The organism is Staphylococcus sp. Ze2 (assembly GCF_048568365.1).
Classification (GTDB): Bacteria; Bacillota; Bacilli; order Staphylococcales; family Staphylococcaceae; genus Staphylococcus; species Staphylococcus xylosus.
Window position 1 is genome coordinate 556717 of record NZ_CP183486.1, and the last position, 22244, is coordinate 578960.

15 protein-coding genes are annotated in these 22244 nt (G+C 33.5%); 10 read left to right on the forward strand and 5 right to left on the reverse strand.

All coding sequences use genetic code 11. The features are described 5' to 3' along the window. Positions 1–58 precede the first annotated feature (58 nt). The 6 genes from ACM591_RS02310 (at position 59) to ACM591_RS02335 (ending at position 9215) form a co-directional block, all read left to right on the forward strand. The gene (locus ACM591_RS02310) at positions 59–1243 is read left to right on the forward strand and encodes a CynX/NimT family MFS transporter (protein WP_029378072.1); all 1185 of its coding nucleotides are present in this window, start codon (positions 59–61) and stop codon (positions 1241–1243) included. 181 nt (positions 1244–1424) lie between these two features. Next, on the forward strand, positions 1425–2909 hold the full coding sequence (gene cls, locus ACM591_RS02315; protein WP_029378073.1) for a cardiolipin synthase: 1485 nt from the start codon (positions 1425–1427) through the stop codon (positions 2907–2909). Positions 2910–3364: 455 nt separating this feature from the next. Beyond that, a complete protein-coding gene (locus tag ACM591_RS02320) occupies positions 3365–4765 on the forward strand; it encodes a PLP-dependent aminotransferase family protein (RefSeq protein ID WP_038679220.1) in 1401 nt (466 codons plus the stop codon). A 96-nt stretch (positions 4766–4861) separates the two neighbouring features. Next, positions 4862–6178, forward strand: coding sequence for a 4-aminobutyrate--2-oxoglutarate transaminase (gabT, locus tag ACM591_RS02325; RefSeq protein WP_038679219.1), 1317 nt, complete (start codon positions 4862–4864; stop codon positions 6176–6178). An 83-nt stretch (positions 6179–6261) separates the two neighbouring features. After that, on the forward strand, positions 6262–7641 hold the full coding sequence (locus tag ACM591_RS02330) for an NAD-dependent succinate-semialdehyde dehydrogenase (RefSeq protein WP_135059173.1): 1380 nt from the start codon (positions 6262–6264) through the stop codon (positions 7639–7641). 173 nt (positions 7642–7814) lie between these two features. After that, entirely contained in the window at positions 7815–9215 is a 1401-nt protein-coding gene (locus tag ACM591_RS02335; RefSeq protein WP_326026693.1) for an APC family permease, read from the forward strand. 157 nt (positions 9216–9372) lie between these two features. On the opposite strand, the gene ACM591_RS02340 is transcribed toward ACM591_RS02335, so the two are convergent. The 3 genes from ACM591_RS02340 to ACM591_RS02350 all read right to left on the reverse strand — a co-directional run bounded on the left by ACM591_RS02340 (position 9373) and on the right by ACM591_RS02350 (position 12345). Beyond that, entirely contained in the window at positions 9373–10380 is a 1008-nt protein-coding gene (locus ACM591_RS02340) for a PTS transporter subunit IIC (protein ID WP_081225190.1), read from the reverse strand. A 222-nt stretch (positions 10381–10602) separates the two neighbouring features. Beyond that, positions 10603–11493 carry a fructose bisphosphate aldolase gene (locus ACM591_RS02345; protein ID WP_029378079.1) on the reverse strand — a complete coding sequence of 297 codons (891 nt, stop codon included), beginning with the start codon at positions 11491–11493 and terminating at the stop codon, positions 10603–10605. Positions 11494–11628: 135 nt separating this feature from the next. After that, positions 11629–12345 (reverse strand): class I SAM-dependent methyltransferase, encoded by a 717-nt coding sequence (locus ACM591_RS02350; protein WP_029378080.1) that lies wholly within the window; start codon positions 12343–12345, stop codon positions 11629–11631. 527 nt (positions 12346–12872) lie between these two features. Here ACM591_RS02350 and ACM591_RS02355 point away from each other — a divergent pair. Continuing rightward, on the forward strand, positions 12873–14495 hold the full coding sequence (locus ACM591_RS02355; RefSeq protein ID WP_029378081.1) for a BCCT family transporter: 1623 nt from the start codon (positions 12873–12875) through the stop codon (positions 14493–14495). Positions 14496–14668: 173 nt separating this feature from the next. Here ACM591_RS02355 and cudC read toward each other — a convergent pair whose 3' ends face one another. Beyond that, a complete protein-coding gene (cudC, locus tag ACM591_RS02360) occupies positions 14669–15229 on the reverse strand; it encodes a choline uptake/conversion transcriptional regulator CudC (protein ID WP_029378082.1) in 561 nt (186 codons plus the stop codon). 198 nt (positions 15230–15427) lie between these two features. Between cudC and betB the strand changes: the two genes are divergently transcribed. Then, positions 15428–16921, forward strand: a complete 1494-nt coding sequence (betB, locus tag ACM591_RS02365) for a betaine-aldehyde dehydrogenase (protein WP_029378083.1) — start codon at positions 15428–15430, stop codon at positions 16919–16921. Positions 16922–16983: 62 nt separating this feature from the next. Then, positions 16984–18666, forward strand: coding sequence for a choline dehydrogenase (gene betA, locus ACM591_RS02370; protein ID WP_029378084.1), 1683 nt, complete (start codon positions 16984–16986; stop codon positions 18664–18666). A gap of 324 nt (positions 18667–18990) precedes the next feature. Here betA and ACM591_RS02375 read toward each other — a convergent pair whose 3' ends face one another. After that, positions 18991–21153, reverse strand: a complete 2163-nt coding sequence (locus ACM591_RS02375; protein WP_029378085.1) for a bifunctional glycosyltransferase/CDP-glycerol:glycerophosphate glycerophosphotransferase — start codon at positions 21151–21153, stop codon at positions 18991–18993. A 476-nt stretch (positions 21154–21629) separates the two neighbouring features. Here ACM591_RS02375 and ACM591_RS02380 point away from each other — a divergent pair, with 476 nt between their 5' ends. Beyond that, on the forward strand, positions 21630–22067 hold the full coding sequence (locus tag ACM591_RS02380) for a GNAT family N-acetyltransferase (RefSeq protein WP_029378086.1): 438 nt from the start codon (positions 21630–21632) through the stop codon (positions 22065–22067). The last annotated feature ends 177 nt before the right edge of the window (positions 22068–22244 follow it).

A 22244-nucleotide genomic window follows, 5' to 3' on the forward strand; every position in this document is an offset into this window, starting at 1 on the left:
GTACATATCGTACCATATAGTGTATTGATTTTAAAATAATCCATCAAGGTGGTAAAGTATGGAAAATTATAGAAAAATAAAACCATTTAATTGGTTATTATTTATAGGTATTTTATTAGTTGGGGCAAATTTACGAGCACCTATAACTTCTATAGGTGTGGCATTGCCTGATATAAAAGCAGATTTAGCGTTATCCAATAGTGCTGTTAGTGTGGTTACGGTAGTACCTTTATTAGCCTTTGCTGTAATTTCATTATTTGCTGCCAGAACGAGTAATAGGTTCGGACTTGAGAAAACAATCTTCCTAGCTTTATGGTTAATATTAATAGGTATTGTTGTCAGATCAGTTACAGGTATTTCATGGTTGTACATTGGGACTGTGTTGATTGGTATTGGTATTGGGTTTGGCAATGTACTCGCACCAGCAGTTATCAAAGCAAAGTTCCCACTACATATTGGTATTATGACTGGGTATTACACCGTTGTTATGAACGTCTTTGGGGGGCTATCTTCATATGGAACAGCGCCATTAGTGAAAGCCTTTAACTATAATATTGCAATAAGCGTTATTGGTATAGTGACACTTTTGACAATTATCTTATGGTCATTCCAATTAAAAGGTAAGCAAGAGGTGACGACTGCCATACCTCGAGAAAGTATTAATGTGTGGAAATCTCCGTTATCATGGCAAATTACTGTATTAATGGGGGGACAGTCGCTTATCTTTTACTCACTTATAAACTGGATGCCAGCATATCTTGCGCAAAGTGGCATGTCAATCAGTGAAGCGGGCGCCTATCTATCAGTACTTCAAGTTTCAATTATTCCATTTACATTTATTACGCCTATTTTTGCTACAAAAATGAAATCCCAATTTTTATTGACCTTTATTACTGGTCTATGTTTTATAGCTGGTGTTGTAATCATGATATTTATTCCCAATTTAGCAATTATATCGACAATTCTTATTGGTATGGCTGGTGGTATTGCATTCGGTTTAGTTAACACTTTCTTTAGTTTGAGAACAGAGCATAGTCAAACCGCTGCTAAATTGTCAGGTATGGCCCAATCTATCGGTTATTTATTTGCTGCAATTGGTCCATTACTATTTGGAATTTTACATGACATTACTGGTGAATGGTTGGCTTCACTGTCTATTTTGTTAATAACTGCATGTATTATCACGCTATTTGGTTCCCAAGCCGGTCGTAATCGTACTATTGAAGAAACGCTTCAGAAATAGCATAAACCATGTTATAAAAATAGGTTAAAGAGAATGGTAAAATTAGGGATTTTACAATATAATTGGCTTTAATAAGCATTGTATTTTTAGTATTATACATGTTTAACATTTAATTTAAGTAGTAAATTTTTTGATAGTTTTATAAATCTTTCGATAAACGAAAGTACAATGAGGTGAGTTTATGCAGTTAATTTTTGATCCAAATGTAAGTCCAATCTATCGAGGTGTTTTAGCATTTTTCTTTGTAGTAAATATTATATTAGCATTGCTAATTGTATTTTTAGATAGAGATAGAAGAGATGCTACAGCAACTTGGGCATGGTTGTTCCTACTCTTTGTTATGCCTATATTAGGCTTCTTTATTTATATATTCTTTGGTAGAGGTGTGCGTAAGAAACGTGAGCGAGGTTTTGCGCATAATCAAATAGAGGATGGTATGAAACGTGTAGAAGCTCAATTGAAAACATCTACAAATAAAATTAGTGATTCTGAAAATCCAATTGTAAGAAAGCATAAAGATATTGCAACCACGTTATTAACAAAAGAACCGTCATTCTTAAGTAATGATAATAATGTTGATATTTATACTGATGGTCATGACTTATTTGCGCAAATGAAACAAGACTTGCGTAGTGCTAAGTCTTATATTCATATGGAATATTATGTTTTAGAGTTAGATGGTTTGGGCACTGAAATTGTTAATATTTTAGAAGAAAAAGCAAGAGAAGGGTTAGAAGTTAAGCTATTATATGATGCAGTAGGTTCAAAATCTGTTCACAAATCAAAATTTAAATCATTTCAAGAAGCGGGCGGTCAAGTTGAAGCTTTCTTTCAAGCCAAAATTCCTTTAATCAACTTTAGAGTGAATAATAGAAACCATCGTAAAATTGTTGTCATTGATGGTATGACTGGTTATGTCGGCGGCTTTAATATTGGAGATGAATATTTAGGATTAAATGAAAAATTTGGTTATTGGAGAGATACGCATTTAAGAGTTAGAGGTGATGGCGTAGATGCATTACAACTAAGCTTTATTCATGATTGGAACTCGCAAGCTAAGCGTGAACAATTAGATTATAATGAAAAATATTTCCCGGAAAATGCGGATCAAGGCGGCGATGTATCCATGCAATTAGCACTCAGTGCACCAAGTGATAATTGGCATCAAATTGAATTTGGTTACATGAAGATGATTATGAAAGCTGAGAAATCTATTTATATGCATAGTCCGTACTTTATTCCAGATAAAGGTTATATTAATGCTTTGCGTATTGCGGCTAAATCAGGTGTGGATGTACGTTTGATTATACCTTGCAAACCGGATCATATTTTTGTATATTGGGCTACAATTTCAAGTGTGGCTCAGCTTATACGGGATGGTGTTAAAGTTTACACATATGAAAATGGATTCATTCATTCTAAGATGATGCTTATCGATGATGAAGTTGCGAGTGTAGGTTCAGCTAACATGGATATTCGAAGTTTTGAATTAAACTTTGAAATAAATGCATTTATGTATGATGAACGTATCACTAAAAAACTTAAAGACGCTTTCTTTGAAGATTTGAAAGTATCACAAGAATTAACAGAAGAGCGTTATAATCAACGTTCTAATTGGATTAAATTTAAACAAGCTATTGCAAAATTAGCTTCGCCTATATTATAAATGAGAATTATTGTGACCTGAAAGATATAATGAATACAATTTAAGACAACGGTTATCAGAAGGATAACTGTTGGCTTAGAACGTAGAGAAGAAATTAGGCCATGAATCTTAGAAAAATAGCACTCAGATGATTTAATTCAATTCATCTGAGTGCTTCTTTTTGTTCAATACTTCGTATTGTTGGCTCGCTTTCTTAGGGGACATCTTCAGCCTGTAGTCTTCAGTTTGTCCTGTTCCCTCAAGAGTCTCGCCAAAATACGTCGCATTAATATGTAATTTCACATCGAAATACTTTAAAGAATAAGCCCTTACCTATAATTTAATAAATACTACTAAGGCAACGGTTATCAGAAGGATAACCGTTGCTTTTTTATATGATATAATTTATAAAATCATGAATTACTATAGTTAATGCTAATAATAATTTATTTATTGAATAATAGAGAGGTGTACCTATGCAGCGTGATACAAACCAATATATTTATAGACAATTATATAATCATTTGAAGTCTGATATGCTAGCTTCTAAATATGAAAGTCATGAAAAATTACCTTCTAAAAGAACTATGGCAAAACATATGAATGTAAGTGTGAATAGTGTTAAAGCTGCATATGAACAATTACTAGCAGAAGGTTACATCTACACTGAAGAACGGAAAGGCTATTTTGTAGAGCCATTAGATAAATTAATCATTAACCCAGATGCACAAAATTTACGCACTTCATATGAAAGTGCTGCAGAAATAAATTATGATTATTCATTTTCTCATATGAGTACTGATATATCTGAATTTCCAATAGACATATGGACAAAATTAACCAAACGTGTTTTTCAAGACTATGATCATTATTTATCATCAATCCCTAATGTAAAGGGTCCTATAGAACTAAGACAATCTATTGCTAAACTTGTTTCTTATCAAAGAGGTGTCCAATGTCATCCAGAACAAATAATTATTGGTTCAGGGACCAATACATTATTGATGAAATTGATACAGCTGATGTCTGAAAATGTGAGGATAGCTGTTGAAAATCCAGGTTATTCTAGATTTAGGGATATATTAAAGCAAACACATACGCAAATGGCTCCCATTTCATTAGATAACAAAGGCATTTCTATAGAAGGCATTAAAAATGCTCAACCTGATGCTATCATTGTAACCCCTTCACACCAATTTCCGATGGGGACAATTATGCCTGTATCTAGACGTATAAGTTTATTGAATTGGGCAAGTAAAACACAAAGCTATATTATCGAAGATGATTACGATAGTGAATTCAAATATGAAACAGATAATATCCCATCTCTATTTAGTTTTGATAAAAATGAACGTGTAATATACTTAGGCACATTTTCTAAAACATTAATGCCAGCGTTACGTATTAGTTATATGATATTACCGACAAAATTAGTTGGAAAATTTGAAGCACAAAATCAAAGCGCAATTCCAGATTTTTCAATATTAAATGCATTAACATTGAATTTACTGATTAAAGATGGCTACTATGAAAAACATCTAAAAAAAATGCATCAGATATACGGCAAAAAGAGGGCATTTCTAATTGAACAATTAGAAATGATATTTGGTGAAAATATTGATATTAAAGATACGCAAGCAGGGTTACATTTTATTATTGAAGTTGTTTCACCATACTCTTATGAAGAAATTGAGTCACGCGCTAAAGAGTATAAATTAGAACTATATACGATAAATCGCTTCAATGTGACAGCACTTCAAAATAATAGTGAACGTAAGATATTGATTATTGGTTTCTCTAAAATTGAGCAACAGCAAATACCTGATGCAGTTCAACGCTTAAAAAAAGTAATTAATGCTACATCTGGTACCATATAAATAGCTAATCTGGTACTTTACATAATACCAATAATATTTTAAATTTTTAGACAATAAATGAAATAATGTTTGTATTAAGTCATAGGAGGTTTCATAATGTCAGATAAATTTAATTATTATAAAGAACAACGTGAAAAATATGTAGCTCGTGGAGTAGGAAACGGAAATTTACATGTTGCTGATGAAGCGCAAAGTGCAACTATTAAAGATGTCGAAGGCAATGTGTTTATTGATTTTGCCGGTGCGATTGGAACATTAAATGTGGGGCATACGCATCCTGAAATTACGAAACATTTAAAAACACAATTAGATAAATTTATACATCCAGGATTCAATGTCATTATGTATGAAAGCTATCTTAACTTAGCACAAAAATTAACAGAAATTACGCCAGGTAATTTTGAGAAAAAATCAATATTGTTGAATTCTGGAGCTGAAGCCGTAGAAAATGCTGTGAAGATTGCAAGAAAATATACTGGCAGACAAGCGGTCGTTTCATTTGTAAGAGGATTTCATGGTAGAACAAATTTAACTATGTCAATGACAAGTAAAGTGAAGCCCTACAAATTAGGTTTCGGTCCGTTTGCACCAGAAGTTTATCAAGCGCCTTACCCAAATATTTCTGAAAAATCTGAAGAATTATCAAATGAAGCTTATACAGATCAGATTATCAATAAATTACATGATTTCTTTATCGAAACAGTAGATCCAAGTGATGTGGCTTGTATCGTTATGGAACCTGTTCAAGGTGAAGGTGGGTTCATTATCCCAGATTCTAAATTTGTAAAAGCAGTCAAACAAATTTGTGAAGATAATGGTATTGTCTTTGTAGCTGATGAAATTCAAAGCGGTTTTGCCAGAACGGGCAAGACTTTTGCTATAGAACATTTTGATATTGAACCAGATTTAATCACAGTCTCAAAATCATTAGCTGCCGGCTTTCCGTTAAGTGGTGTAGTTGGTAAAGCAGAAATCATTGATAGTGCTGCACCAGGAGAATTAGGTGGTACTTATGCTGGAAATCCATTAGCTTGTGAGGCTGCGCTTAAAGTTATTGAAATTATAGAGACAGAAGATTTAAATGGTAAAGCAGAACAACTAGGTTATAACTTAGAAACATATCTAACATCATTGAGTGAAAAATATAATCAAATCTCAAGTATACGTCGATTAGGTGCAATGGTTGCTTTTGAAGTGGTTGATGCTGAAACTGGTGAACCTGATAAAGCATTAACAGGTAAACTTGTACAATTAGCCAATGAAAAAGGCTTGTTATTGCTATCTGCAGGTATTAAAGGTAATGTTATTCGATTCTTACCACCTTTAGTTATAACAGATGATGAGTTGAATGAAGGATTACGAATTTTAACAGATGTGTTTGAGAGTGTAATTTCTAAAGAAGGTATCGCATAAACATCTACACTTTATGCTTTTTTGATATAGGGTATGGTAATTATAAGCATTTTATAATTGATCAATAAAAAGGAGACCTTAATATGACAAAATTAGAAGTATTTAATCCAGCTACAAATGAAGTCATTGAACGCTTAGATTATACAAGTAACGAAGATATTCAAGCACAGGTGGAACGCGCACATAAAGCATTTCAACAATGGAAAAAAGTAGACGCTCACGAACGTTCTGCTAAATTATTGAAATGGGCAGAACTTATAGATGAACATCAAGATGAACTAGCACGTCTCATCACATTAGAGGGTGGTAAACCACTTGCTGAAGCAAAAGGTGAAGTTACTTATGCTAATTCTTATGTGAAGTGGTATGCAGAAGAAGCAAAACGTGTTTATGGTCGCACAATTCCGGCTAACGCTTCGTCTAAAAAAATTATTATAGATAAATTTCCAGTAGGCGTTGTCGGTGCAATTACACCGTGGAATTTCCCGGCAGCTATGATTACGCGAAAAATGGCACCAGCCTTAGCAGCCGGTTGTACCATTATTTGTAAACCAGCAGTAAAAACGCCATTAACTACAATTAAATTAGTAGAACTTGCCCATGAAGCTGGATTCCCTAAAGATGCGATTTCTTATATTATTGCATCTGGTAAAGACGCAGGTGATTTATTTACTGAACATGAACTTATCAGTAAAGTGACATTTACTGGATCAACTGCAGTGGGTAAAACATTGATAGAGCAATCTGCACAACAAGTTAAGAATGTAACAATGGAACTAGGTGGACTTGCACCGTTAATTGTGCATAAAGATGCAGATGTTGACGCAGCTGTGGATGGAACAATTGCTTCTAAATTTAGAAATGCAGGTCAAACTTGTATATGTGCCAATAGAATTTATGTACATCAAGATATCGCAGAGACCTATACAGAGAAATTAGTAGAAAAAGTGCATGCACTGACTGTAGGTAATGGTTTAGAAAGTGATGTCAAAGTAGGACCACTTATCGATGCACAAGCTGTTAAGAAAGTATTAACGCATATAACTGATGCGCAAGAGAAAGGTGGAGCATTATCGCGTAGCATTGAAGAAATTCAATCGTTGGGCGGAAATTTCTTGAAACCAGTAGTTATTTCTAACGCAAATTTGGATATGAAGGCCATGCATGAAGAAACATTTGGACCAGTTGCGCCAGTTATGACATATGAAGCTTTAGATGAAGTTATTCAAATAGCAAATGATACAGAATTCGGTTTAGCATCATATTTCTTTACTAATGACTATCGTACTGGTCTGAAACTCTTTAATGAATTAGAATATGGTGTTATTGGTTGGAACGATGGAGGTCCATCTGCTGCCCATGCACCGTTTGGTGGTTTAAAAGAAAGCGGTTATGGTAGAGAAGGTGGCATAGAAGGAATTGAACCGTATTTAGAAACGAAATATCTTTCTATTCAAGAATAACTTTAGGAATGCATGCATAGAGTACTGTCAATTAAAATATAAACAAGGGTTGAAGATTTAAGGAATAATAATTAAATCAAGGTAAGGCTATAAGCATAGTAGTTAAGTTGTATTACTGTGCTGGCCTTACAATATTATTATTTTAATTTGAAGAATGTAATGGGGTATGTTCAATGAAATCACAAAAATCACAGTTTGATAAATCAATGAATATTGTTGATGTCTTATTTCTTGCGATCGGCGCCATGCTTGGATGGGGATGGGTCGTATTATCGGGTGAATGGGTATCAACAGCAGGTTTCGTAGGAAGTATTGTTGCCTTTTTAATAGGAGGATTTTTAGTAATTGTAATTGGTCTTACATATGCAGAGCTTGCTTCTGCAATTCCAGAAACTGGTGGGGGATTTGTCTTTGTAAAAAAAGCATTTTCACCGGGTATTGCTTTTATTTCTGGGTGGTCAGTATTATTTGGCTATGTATCAGTGATTACATTTGAAGCGGTGGCTTTACCAACAGTAATCGATTATGTTGTTCCTTTTCAACATCATGGCTTTATGTGGAATATTGCCGGATGGGACGTATACTTAACGTGGGTGTTAATTGGTTCTGTGGGTAGTATTGTTTTAACGTCATTAAATTACTTTGGTGTTAAACCTGCGGCAATAATGCAGACAGTCTTTACAATATTTATTGTTTCAGTCGGTTTGCTACTCGTTTTTGGTGCTGGATTTAATGGTGATTTCAGTAACTTAAAACCATTTGAACATGGAGTAGGTGGAACAATGTCCGTGTTGATGATGATTCCTTTCCTATTTGTTGGATTTGATGTTATTCCACAGATTGCTGAAGAGGTAAAAGCACCTTCTAAAAAAATAGGTGGTATTTTAATCTTTTCGATTATTGCCTCTGTGATTTTTTATTTACTTATTGTTTTTGGTGTCGCAACGGGATTATCTCCTAAAGCCCTTGGCACTAGTAGTTTAGCTACAGCTGATGCAATGGTAAACCTTTTTGGGCATAGTGGATTTGGCGTTTTACTCGTACTAGGTGGCGTCGCCGGCATAATTACCAGTTGGAATGCATTTATTATAGGCGGTAGTAGAATTTTGTATGCTATGGCTAAAAATAAAATGATTCCGCAATGGTTTGCTTATATTCATCCTAAATTCAAAACGCCAACACACGGTATTTTATTTTTAGGTATACTTGCATTTGTGGCGCCATTATTAGGAAGACCGGCACTTTCGTGGATTGTTAACGCTGGAGGTGTTGGTGTCGTATTAGGTTATTTATTAGTAGCAATTTCATTTTTAAAATTACGTAAGACACAACCTGATTTAGAAAGACCATATCGTATTAGAAATGGTAGAGTTGTAGGTATTATTGCAGTTGTGCTTAGTATTTTATTTATAAGTATTTATCTTCCTGGCATGCCTTCGTCACTCGCTTGGCCTGCAGAGTGGTTGATTGTATTAGCGTGGTACTTTGTTGCCTTTGTCCTTTATTTTACTCAAAAGAGAAGAGTGACAACAGGACGACAAGTACCGATACAAGGTGAGAACCAATCTAATTAGTATTGAATAAAAAAAGGTGACTCGATTTCTATAAGCTGGTTTAAGCTGAGATAGAAATTGAGTCACCTTTTTCTGTTCATAAATGAAGTATTGATGGTAAATGGATTAGCGCTTAATAAACAATATAAAATTATAATCTTTCGAATATATCACATCTTTAACTAGCTACATTGATACGTTGATCTCCTGGTTTAATCCACTGTTTATTTAAGAAAAATTTATATAATATAAAGCTAAAACATGAGGGTAGCAAAATATGGAATATAGCTATCAGTAACCAAGTTTGAATCGAACCGCCCATCGTATTAATCGTCATAATTTGACCTATGAAGCCACTTGTACCCATGCCTGCACCTGCAGGATTATTCGACATCGGGAATAATGTTGTCATAATTGGGGCAACAATTGCACTTGCAAGCGTTGGAGGCAAGAGAATCATTGGATTTTTAATAATATTTGGAACTTGTAACATGCTCGTTCCAATACCAATCGAAAGTAAGCCGCTCCATCCATTATCTTTATAACTATTCACTGCAAATCCCACCATTTGGGAAGCACAGCCAATAGTGGCCGCTCCGGCAGCTAATCCACTTAAATCAAGCATCAAAGCAAGGGCCGCGCTAGAAATAGGTGCTGTTAATGCTAGGCCAAATATAACGGACACGACTATGCCCATAATCAATGGTTGTTGTTCTGTTCCAACGATAATCACTTTACCTAAGCCAGTCATGAATTGATTCAAAGCTGGACCAAATAGTTTGGCTATTGCACCACCAATTACAATGGTAAGTAAAGGCGTGATGATGATATCTATTTTTGTCTTACTAGCATAAAGTCTACTTAATTCAACGACAATAAGTGTTGCGATATATGCACCTACAGCACCACCACCAAATGTGTCATAACCAAGCGTCCCAACGATAACGCAAGAAAAAATAACTAGAGGTTTAGCACCTAGGCCATAAGCTATAGCAACGCCAATTGCGGCTCCTGTTACGGACATAGCTACCTTACCTATTTCAGATAAAAAAGATAAATTGAGTTGCGGTATCAAAGTTTGGCTGCCTAATGTTTCTAAAATAAGTCCAATTATCAATGAACCAAATAAGCCAAGTGCCATAAAACTTAGTGCTTCAATAATCCATCTATGTAAATGATTTTTCATTAAGTATGCTCCCTGTTTTTAAATAAAGTTATTTTATAAATTAATATTAGTATATAGATAGTTTTCAGTATTGGCTAGTCCATTTAGAAATTGATACAATGATTGTCTGGTATTAGTGGAATAAAAATTGAGGCTAGGACACAAATATAATGTCCCAGCCTCAGAAAGCTTAATTATTTAATTTATATAGCGATACGTAATACGAAACTATGGAAAGAATACTTAGTTTTTATTAACAGAAGCATCATAGATAGATTCAACTGTTTCGCCTAAGATTCTATCGAACTCTTCATCTGATTGATTTACATTTAAATCATTGATAAGTGCACGAGAGAAACTTGCGATTAGGTCTTTATTTTGTTTAAGTACTTCATTTGCATGTTCTCTACTATAACCACCAGATAATGCAACGACACGAACAACGTTTGGATGATTAATAAGTGATTGATATTGATCTGCTTTAGTAGGGATAGTTACTTTGAGCATTACTAATTGATCATCATTTAATTTATTTAATTCTTCTAATATAGAATCAGTTAAGTAAGCTTCGATTTCTTCTTTGTTTTCAGCATTAATATTAACTTCAGGTTCAATTATAGGTACTAAACCTGCAGCGATGATTTGCTTAGCTACTTCAAATTGTTGTTTAACTACTAGATCAATACCATCTTTATTAAGTTCTAAGATATTAGAACGCATTTTAGTTCCGAAAATTTTATGTTCGTTTGCACGGCTTAATAAATCGTCTAATTCAGGCATTGGTTTCATCAATTGAACGCCATCTTTTTGTTCATCTAAACCTTTATCTATTTTTAAGAATGGTACGATACCTTTATCTGCAAGGTAGTCACCAGTATGTTTACCTTCTACTTCACGATCCATTGTTTGTTCGAAAAGGATTGCACCGACAATTTTATCAGAACTAAATGAAGGTGATGAAACAATACGTGTACGCATGTCATGAACGAGTTTGAACATTTCGTCTTCACTATTGTATTGATCTTCAGTAACACCATAGTCACTTAGCGCTTTAGGTGTACTACCACCACTTTGGTCTAATGCTGCAATGAATCCTTTACCATTTTTTACTTTGTCAAATTGTTCTTTATTCATTCTTACCACTCCTTTTACTTTATTCAATTATTAGTATGATAAAAAACTGTCTGAAACGCAAGTTGTAGGCACCTTATATAACAAAATATAATAAAAATTCTATCTATTATAAAAAATACGTAATAATAATCGCATCTATTTTGTAACAGATATTAAAAATATAGGCGTTGGATTATAGAAAGCGTCCTTTTTATTATAAATGCGGTGATATACTCCTTCATCAAGATGTATATGATTAAAACCTAATTCTTTAAGTATTTGAATATCATATTGTGGTCGGGAGTGATGATTAATTGGGATACTCTGCTTAATAGCTTCGCTTTCTGCTAGCATGTCCTTATCAAGTGTGTCATGAGCATGATTTGACCCGATCGCTTTATAGGATTCAAATGAATCTTTACCATAATCAGCATCAATATTTACCAACTTACCCTGTGGTTTTAATACGCGTAACCACTCTTTATAAGCAGCGCTTGTATTTGGTAGGAGCCAAGTTACGTTTCTTGAGATAACGATATCAAATGTTTCATCTTCAAAGTCTAGATTTTCAGCATCCATAATTCTAAAATCTAGATTTTGTTTGAAGTGTTGTGCATTTGCTTTAGCATGTTCTATCATTTCTGGTGAAAGATCTATACCAGTAACTGTTCCACCGTGTTGAGTGCATAAGATTGCTAAAAATCCAGCACCAGTACCGATATCTAATATTTTCATTCCTCCATGTATAGGGGCAATTTGATTGATTTCGTCAATCCAGGTTAATGCATGTTGACTCTCTAATTCTGCTTGTTTATTTTCGCCAAAAGAGACAGCTCGCTTATCCCAGTAAGTAACAATTTGTGATTTTTTCATTTACAGTACTCCTTCATTCAATTCGACTAAAAAGTCTCTTATCTTATTATAAAATATTTACGCGTAAAAGTGAGTTTAGACAATTAGAACATTAAAAATATATATTTTATTGACAATAATGGCACTCATTTTACTTAAAAAAATTTCAAAAAATTATACATTTTAGAAATCGTTATTTTAAAATGTTAATAATAATTAATCTTAATTTTTTGAATTTTGACGAAAAAAATAAAACAAATATTTATGCATTTTTTAAGCATAAATATCCAATTATAAAAGTTGTAAGATTTATTAATTACGTTAAATTTAAACTTAACACTGTGATTGTGGCAATTTTCATATGATAGTTAAATGTTCATTTTATATAATTATTCATATTTTGATGATGGGATTTTTGAATGTAATTTGCATTATTATTTAAAGTTCGTTAGGCTCATGTTTGTGAATTAATATTTTGTTTTGCTAATGTTTATTTATTTTAGCAACTTATACATAGTTAAGAAATCTAAATTCAGGGGTGTTCAAAAATGGAAAAGAATAAAGTCATGGATTGGACGACCTTTATAGGATCATCGATAATTTTACTTATTGCAGTAATTCCTATGATGGTCTTTCCAAAAGCAAGTCAAGATATTATTACTAAAATGAACGATGCTGTTTCTAGTTCAATAGGTTCTATATATTTACTAATTGGTTTAGCAACATTGATTTTCGTATTATACATAGCTTTTGGTAAATATGGAAACGTAACTCTAGGTAAAGCAACAGATAAACCTGAGTTCAATAATTTTAGTTGGGCTGCAATGCTGTTTTGTGCAGGTATTGCTTCTGATATTTTATACTGGGGTATAATTGAATGGGCATTTTATTATCAAGACCCTCCACATGGTGGTAAAGGGATGACAGATAGTGCGCTTAATTATGCAACTATGTATGGTATGTTCCACTGGGGACCAATTGCATGGGCAACATTTGTATTACCGGCACTTTGTATTGGTTATCTTGTATTTGTGAAAAACAAGCCAGTCTATAAAATTAGCCAGACATTACGTCCTATATTAAAAGGACAAACAGATGGTATTGTCGGAAAAATAGTTGATATTATCTTTATTTTCGGCTTGTTAGGCGGAGCAGCTACATCATTAGCATTAGGTGTGCCGATGATTACAGCAGGAATAGAGCGTCTTACAGGTATAGATGGAGATAATATGCTTATGAAGAGCATTATTTTGTTAGTTATTACAGCAATATTTGCTTATAGTTCATATTCAGGATTGAAAAAAGGTATTAAAGTTTTAAGTGATGGAAACGTAATATTATCATTTATATTACTCGGATTTGTATTAGTTGTAGGCCCTACCGTATTCATAATGGAAACAACTATCACTAGTATGGGAAATATGTTTAAAAACTTTTTCCAAATGGCAACATGGATTGAACCGTTTGGCGGTATAGGGGGACGTGAAGAAACAATGTTCCCTCAAAAATGGACGATATTTTATTGGGCATGGTGGATAGTTTATGCACCATTTATTGGATTGTTTATTGCACGTATATCAAAAGGTCGTACATTAAAAGAACTTGTTTTAGGAACGTTAGTATACGGTACATTGGGCTGTATGTTATTCTTTGGCATCTTTGGAAACTATGCAGTATATTTACAAATAAGTGGTCAATTCAATGTGATTGAATTCTTAAACACGCATACAACTGAAGCAACAATTATTGAAGTGTTACATCATTTACCGTTTCCTAATTTAATTATTGTATTATTCTTAATTTCAGCAATTTTATTCTTAGCAACAACATTTGACTCTGGTTCCTATATTTTAGCTGCAGCATCGCAGAAAAAGGTGATTGGTGAACCATTAAAGGCAAATCGTTTATATTGGGCATTTGCACTATGCTTATTACCATTTGCATTAATGTTAGTTGGTGGTGAACGTGCATTAGATGTATTGAAGACAGCTTCCGTATTAGCGAGTGTACCAGTACTTATTGTGTTTGTCATGATGATGATTGCATTCTTAAGGACATTGTCAGAAGATCGACTCAAATTGGAACATCGTGCCGATAAATATAGAGAAGTAGAACGCCGTTCGTTAAGAATTACACAAGTAAGAGAGAAAAAAGAAGACGACAATTTATAAAGCGCAAAATAGCTACCGACAGTGAGTCGGTAGCTATTTTTTAGGCTTTATTAATTAAATGAGAATGAAACACCACATATTATCGAACAAAGTTAAATTAAGTATATAGGACAAGAATGAAGGCGAATCATTAACAGAATAAGTAATGTAATTATTTTTATAAATACGAAAATTTATTCTTCTTTGTGCGTTTCTTCTGGCATAGGGAAGTATTTGAAGATTTCGCCACTTTCAAGTGCGTCACTTAATTGATCTAACCATTCATAATAAGGCAATGTACCAACGAGTTGCTGTTTTGTTTCAAGCGCTTCACTCTTAGTAGCCTCATCGACGTTTGTATCACCAATGATTTTATCTAAAATTGCAACTGAATCATGGACAGCTTCAGCATTAATGACAATCTCTCTTCTCCATTTTCGAGTGAAGAAATTTCTGAAGAAATTAAAGAAATCTTTCTCGGCGATGAAATGCTGTTTTCTACTTCCACGAGTGAATTGTTGTTTTACGATATCAAATTCTTGGAGTCTTTTAACGCCAGCGCTCATACTCGGCTTACTCATTTGTAATTGTTCGCGCATTTCGTCCAACGTCATACTATCTTCAAAAAGCATAGTACCGAATAAATTTCCGACACTTCTATTGATACCATATAAATCCATTGTTTCACCAATTGCATTGATAACAATATCTTTGGCCGTGTCTAATTGATTTTCAGGGTTATTAGAATGTACCAATGTGTACACCTCCGATTAAATTTTTTAAGTTCAAACTAAGGAAGGTCAATTAATCTAAGTAATATAAATACCTAATCATAATTGAAAATGAGTGTGTAATATTTGAACTCGTTTGACACCCTTTCAATTACTATGCTAACATAAACTTTATAAAATTCGTTAAATAAAAATTTAACAAACTTAACGGAGGTAATTTTAATGGAACTTGTAAAAAATTTATCTCGTCGTCAATTTATTGATGGTGAGTGGGTTGAAAGCTCAAATAAAGAAACAAGAAAAATTATTAATCCATTTAATCAAGAAGTGATTTTTGAAGTTGCAGAAGGAACAGCCGATGATAGCGAGCGTGCAATATTGGCAGCTAGACGCGCATTTGAAGATGGCGAATGGGCTAACGAAACAAGTGAAAATCGCGGTAAAAAAGTGAGAGCAATCTCTGACTTAATCGTTAAACATCGTGAAGAATTAGCTAAACTTGAAACATTAGACACTGGCAAAACGTTAGAAGAATCTTATGCTGACATGGACGATATTGCTAATGTATTTAATTTCTTTGCTGGACTTGCAGACAAAGATGGCGGCGAAATTATAGATTCACCAATTCCAAATACAGAGAGTAAAGTTATCAAAGAACCAATTGGTGTTGTTACACAAATTACACCATGGAATTATCCTTTACTCCAAGCATCGTGGAAAATAGCACCTGCATTAGCTTCAGGATGTTCATTAGTCATGAAGCCGAGTGAAATTACTCCGTTAACAACTATTCGTGTATTTGAATTGATGGAAGAAGTAGGATTCCCACAAGGTGTTATTAACCTTGTACTAGGTAAAGGCTCAGAAGTAGGTGAGCCACTTTCAGCGCATAAAGAAGTGGACTTAGTATCATTTACTGGTGGTATTCAAACAGGTAAACATATTATGAAAAATGCGGCAGATCACGTAACAAATATTGCTTTAGAATTAGGCGGTAAAAATCCAAATATTATATTTGATGATGCTGATTTTGATTTAGCAGTAGATCAAGCATTGAATGGTGGATTTTTCCATGCAGGTCAAGTTTGTTCTGCAGGGGCAAGAATTATCGTGCATAACGATATTAAAGAAAAATTTGAAGCAGCACTTATAGAAAGAATTAAAAATATTAAATTGGGTAACGGTTTTGATGAAGATACAGAAATGGGACCAGTCATCTCAGCTGAACACCGTGAAAAAATTGAAAACTACATGGAAGTTGCTAAATCTGAGAATGCAACGATTGCAATTGGTGGTAAACGACCTGAGCGTGAAGATTTACAAGATGGTTTCTTCTTTGAACCAACAGTTATTACAGACTGTGATACATCAATGCGTATTGTACAAGAAGAAGTGTTTGGCCCTGTGGTAACGATTGAAAGTTTCACAACTGAGGCAGAAGCGATTGAACTTGCTAACGATTCAATTTATGGATTAGCAGGCGGTGTGTTTACAAATGATGTTGGAAAAGCACAACGTATAGCAAATAAATTAAAAATGGGTACTGTTTGGATTAACGATTTCCATCCATACTTCGCACAAGCACCATGGGGTGGATATAAACAATCAGGTATCGGTAGAGAGCTTGGTAAAGCAGGATTAGCTGAGTATCAAGAAGAAAAGCACATTTTGCGTAATACTAACCCAGAGCCAGTCAATTGGTTTGGTAAAGCATAATTATAAATATATAAATAAAGAAGGCTAAATAACACTAAATAAATTCAGGAGGCGGTATAGCAATGAAAGAATCATATGACTATATAATCATCGGTGGCGGTAGTGCTGGTTCAGTACTAGGTGGCCGATTAAGTGAGGACGTATCAAATAATGTACTTGTATTAGAAGCTGGACGTAGTGACTATCCATGGGACTTATTAATACAAATGCCAGCAGCTTTAATGTACCCAGCTGGTAATAAATTATATGATTGGATTTATGAAACGACACCAGAACCGCATATGGGTGGTCGTAAGGTTGGACATGCACGTGGTAAAGTTTTAGGTGGATCAAGTTCAATTAACGGCATGATTTATCAAAGAGGTAATCCTATGGACTATGAAAAATGGGCTAAACCTGAAGGTATGGAGTCATGGGATTATGCGCATTGTTTACCGTATTTTAAACGACTAGAAACAACATTTGGTTCTGAGAAAGGTGATCCTTATCGTGGACATCATGGACCAATTAAGTTAAGACGTGGTCCTGCTGATAACCCATTATTCCAAGCATTTTTCGATGCAGGCGTAGAGGCAGGTTATAATAAAACACCAGATGTGAATGGTTTCCGTCAAGAAGGCTTTGGACCATTTGACAGTCAAGTACATAATGGTCGCCGTGTATCAGCTTCTAGAGCATATTTACATCCAGCGATGAAACGTAAAAACTTAGAAGTACAGACTCGTGCTTTTGTTACAAAACTAAACTTTGAAGGCAATAAAGTTACTGGTGTAACATTTAAGAAAAATGGTAAAGAGCATACAGTAAGTGCGAAAGAAGTTATCTTATCTGGTGGTGCAATTAACTCACCACAATTATTACAATTATCAGGTATCGGTGATTCTGAACACTTACGTTCACTAGGAATTGAACCTCGTATTCACTTACCAGGTGTTGGTGAAAACTTTGAAGACCACTTAGAAGTTTATGTGCAACATGCATGTAAACAACCAGTATCAATGCAACCAAGTTTAAATAAATTGAAGATGCCATTTATTGGTTTACAATGGATCTTAGGACGTAAAGGTGCTGCTGCATCTAACCATTTTGAAGGTGGCGGCTTTGTTCGTTCAAATGATGACGTAGATTATCCAAACTTAATGTTCCACTTCTTGCCAATCGCAGTAAGATATGATGGTACAAAAGCACCAGCTGCACATGGTTACCAAGTGCATGTTGGACCTATGTACTCAAACTCTCGTGGTCACTTGAAGATTAAATCAAAAGACCCATTTGAAAAACCAGAATTCGTGTTCAACTACTTATCTACTGAAGAAGATAAGCGCGAGTGGGTTGAAGCAATTAAAGTAGCTAGAAATATTTTAAAACAAAAAGCATTAGATCCTTTCAATGGTGGAGAAATTTCACCAGGACCTGAAGTACAAACAGATGAAGAGATTATAGAATGGGTTAAACGTGATGGCGAAACTGCCCTCCACCCATCATGTAGTTGTAGAATGGGGCCTGCTTCAGATGAAATGGCTGTTGTAGATCCAGAGACATTCAAAGTTCATGGTATGGAGAATTTACGAGTGGTAGATGCTTCGGTAATGCCACGTACGACAAATGGTAATATCCATTCACCAGTATTAATGATGGCAGAAAGAGCTTCAGATATCATTCGTGGTAAAAAACCATTAGACCCAGAATACATCGATTTCTATCGTCATGGTGTACATGATAAAGACGCTGGTACAGTTAAATAAATACTAGATGTTTAGCTTCATATAGATAATCTTAAGGCTGAGACAATTTTTAATTGTCTCAGCCTTAATTATTATATAAAAGCCCATTACTATTTTGAAAAATAACTATGCACATATAAATAAACCTTAGGAGAATTATCTCCTAAGGTTTGTTTACGTTCTGGGAGGCCAAAATGTACGGGCTCTTTCTTTATTTAGAGGTTACTTACGCAAGCGCACTAGTATAGCTCTGTGTATTTTATTATTAGCCTTTTTAGTAATTAAGCCTCAATGAAGTGACTGTAATTAAATTTAGGTTGTTATCATACAATAAAGTAAAATAATTTATTTATGATTTTTACCTGTAATTAAATCTGCAATTGCTTTAGAACCTTTACCTTTTTCTAAAGAACAGAAGTCATTATAGAATTTATCAATTTTATCTTTATAATCTATAGCTACTTGATCTAAGTTTTTAAGGTCTTCTGTTAACTGGTAAGGATCTTGATGGATAGGACCAGGTAGATCTTTGTGGTAATCAAGATAGAAACCACGTAAGTCTTGTCCATATTTGTCTAAATCATAAGCAAAGAAGAACTGTGGTCTCTTAAGCACGCCGTAATCAAACATTACAGATGAATAATCCGTAATTAGACAATCTGAAATTAAATACAATTCAGAGATATCACTATAGTTTGACACATCAATTGCAAAGTCTTCATAACCGCGTAAATCCAATGCGTTAGAAATAAGATAATGCATTCTTAGTAATACGACATATTCATCGCCTAATTGCGCTTGTAAGTTATCTAAATCAATTTGGAGGTTAAATAGATATTTTCCTTTTTTAACGAACTCATCGTCTCTCCACGTTGGCGCGTACATAATAACTTTCTTATCTGAAGGTAAGTTTAGATTTTCTTTGATTTGTTGAATATATGCTTCGTCGTTTGCGTGATTTACCAATACATCATTTCTAGGGTATCCAATTTCAAGAATTTGTTCTGGATTCATCCAAAAAGCAGTTTCGAATATTTTAGATGAATAAGCATTAGGTGAAACAAGATAATCCCAACGGCTCGTTTCTTCTCTGAAATTACGCTTGTAATTATCAGTTGTCGTTCCAGGCATACGAATTACTTTCATATCATTTGCTAGACGTTTTAAAGGTGTACCGTGCCAATTTTGAATATAAACTTGGTTAGGTTTTTTATTTAGATATAAAGGTAGTCTTGCGTTAGTCACCCAATATTTAGCCGTTGAATAAGCCTCATAATAAGCTTTAGAGCCTTTTTTAACTTTCTTAGCCGATCCAGGTAATTGGACTTTTGAAGGGTTTTTGAAGACCCATATAAATTCATAGTTTGGGTGATGCTTCATCATATATTCATAAATATATTTTGGGCTATCGCTATAATTTTTACCAGCAAAGGCTTCGAATACGATTCTGTTACTCTTCACTTTATCTTCGCTATCAGTTAATTGATAGAGTGCACGATTTTTATTTTTTCTACGTAAAACAATATTTTTAACTAAACGTGCTTGCTTTCTAAATTGGTTCACTTTAAAAGCAGATCTACGCTTGTTGAACATAAGCATTAATGCTTCGATCATAAATAACGGTTTTTCATTTTTAAATATTGTTGGTAGTAATTCGCGTGTAACTTTTGGAAGTAATTCACTATTATTTTCGTAACGTTCAGGTAGTTTTCTCAGTGATGGTTCAAAAGATTGTTTGAATAAGTTTTTCATTTTATTTTTAATGAATATCTTGTTTTCTTTTAGTGGTGCGCGTTTAACAGAATCTGAGAAACTATAGACATAATCGTTAAATATGATGCCAAAGTCTTGTTGAGATAATGCTGGTTTTAAAAATGGATCATAGATTTCCCCTTTAATATAGAAAGGGAATCGGCTGATACGCACGAAGTCGTTAGCATATTTAATGAATTCTAATATAAATGACCAATCAACAAAGATATTTAAGTCTTCGTTAAATTGTAGATTATGCCCACGTGCGATTGCCGTTTTGAAAATAATATTACAAACCGTTTGTTTACGTAAAAATTGGTTTGATTTTGTTTGTGTATTTAAATATTCTGTACGTACTAAATTTTGATCCACGTACTGAGGAATATCTAAAGTAAAAGAATGAATAGGTGCAATTAAAGCATCAAAACTATTCAATTTTTTCATGTAAAACGATAAAGCATAAGAAGCTAGATAATCATCTGAATCAATAAAAATAAAGTAAGGTGATTCAACTTCTTTAAGACCCATATTTCTGGCATGTGCATGACCAGTATTATGTGGTAAATCTATGACCTTAATGGGAATATCCCAATCTTTAGTAGTTTCTGTCGCGATTTCTTTAGAATTGTCAGTTGAACCATCATTAACTAAAATGAGTTCAAAATCTTGGAATCTTTGTTTTTTAAGACTACTCAAACATCTTTCGATATAATCTTCTGAGTTGTAATAAGTCACTATGACTGAAATGGACTTCATTATGTTCCCTCTTTTTTTAAATTTTCTCTATATTTTTATACAAGGTAAAATATTAACAAATTTCAATCTCAAATATCAACTATTAATACATGGATAGAAAGACTGATTTTGTAAAATTATGCTCTGAAATCATGGTATAGGTAGTATTGAGCCATTGAATCTAAAAGATAAATTATACCGTGATTTAAAACTGTAATTAAAAACAAACGTGTTTAGATACTTATGCAAAAATAATTATAAATTGCTTCAGTTCTTTTGTGTCTATTATTTTTTTGTGAAAATGCCACTAATATATTTTACTATAAATTTACAATTAATATAGTGTGTAATTAAAATTTAAAACATATTAAACGCTTACATTGAGTTAATTTTTCATTTTTTATGCAAAAAAACAGCTATTTTAGGGAAATGAAGTATGAATTAAAGCTAGATTATATGCGTATTATATTATGCATAATGAAGGAGTGGGATAGATTATGGCTATTAGAAAAGCAAATTCTAAAGAGTTAGAAGAAATAAATCGAATGGTGCCAGATGTGTTTAAATCATCTGTAACTGTAGATTTTGACTTGAGTGAGACGTCTATGCGTGCGATGTCTAAGCAATTACTACAAGAAGGTGCATCGTATTTTATTTATAGTGAAGATGAGGTCATACAAGGGTTTGTACTTGTTGATAAAAAGGTGGACGCTCTTGAACAGAAGGAATATGGTTTTATTTATGAATTGTATGTATTAGAAGCTTATAGAAATCAAGGTATAGCTGAAGCGTTAGTTCACTTTGTTAATGATTACTATAAAAGGCATAATGTGAGTGAAGTAAGACTCAACGTATATGCGGGAAACTGTGCGAAACATTTATATGAAAAATTAGGCTTTCGTGAAAGGACTATTACCATGTCTATTGATATTTAAATTTGATTAGTGAAATTTTATGTTGGTTTAAATCATAACTAATTATTTAGAAGTATAGCATCTCATTTAGAAAAAATTTATGCATGTAAACAATGATTGGAATAAGGTTTTAGAAGGTTTTGTTATGTTGCAAAAAAATTTTATAAACAAATGATTTGTAAAAGTGTTCAAATTGAG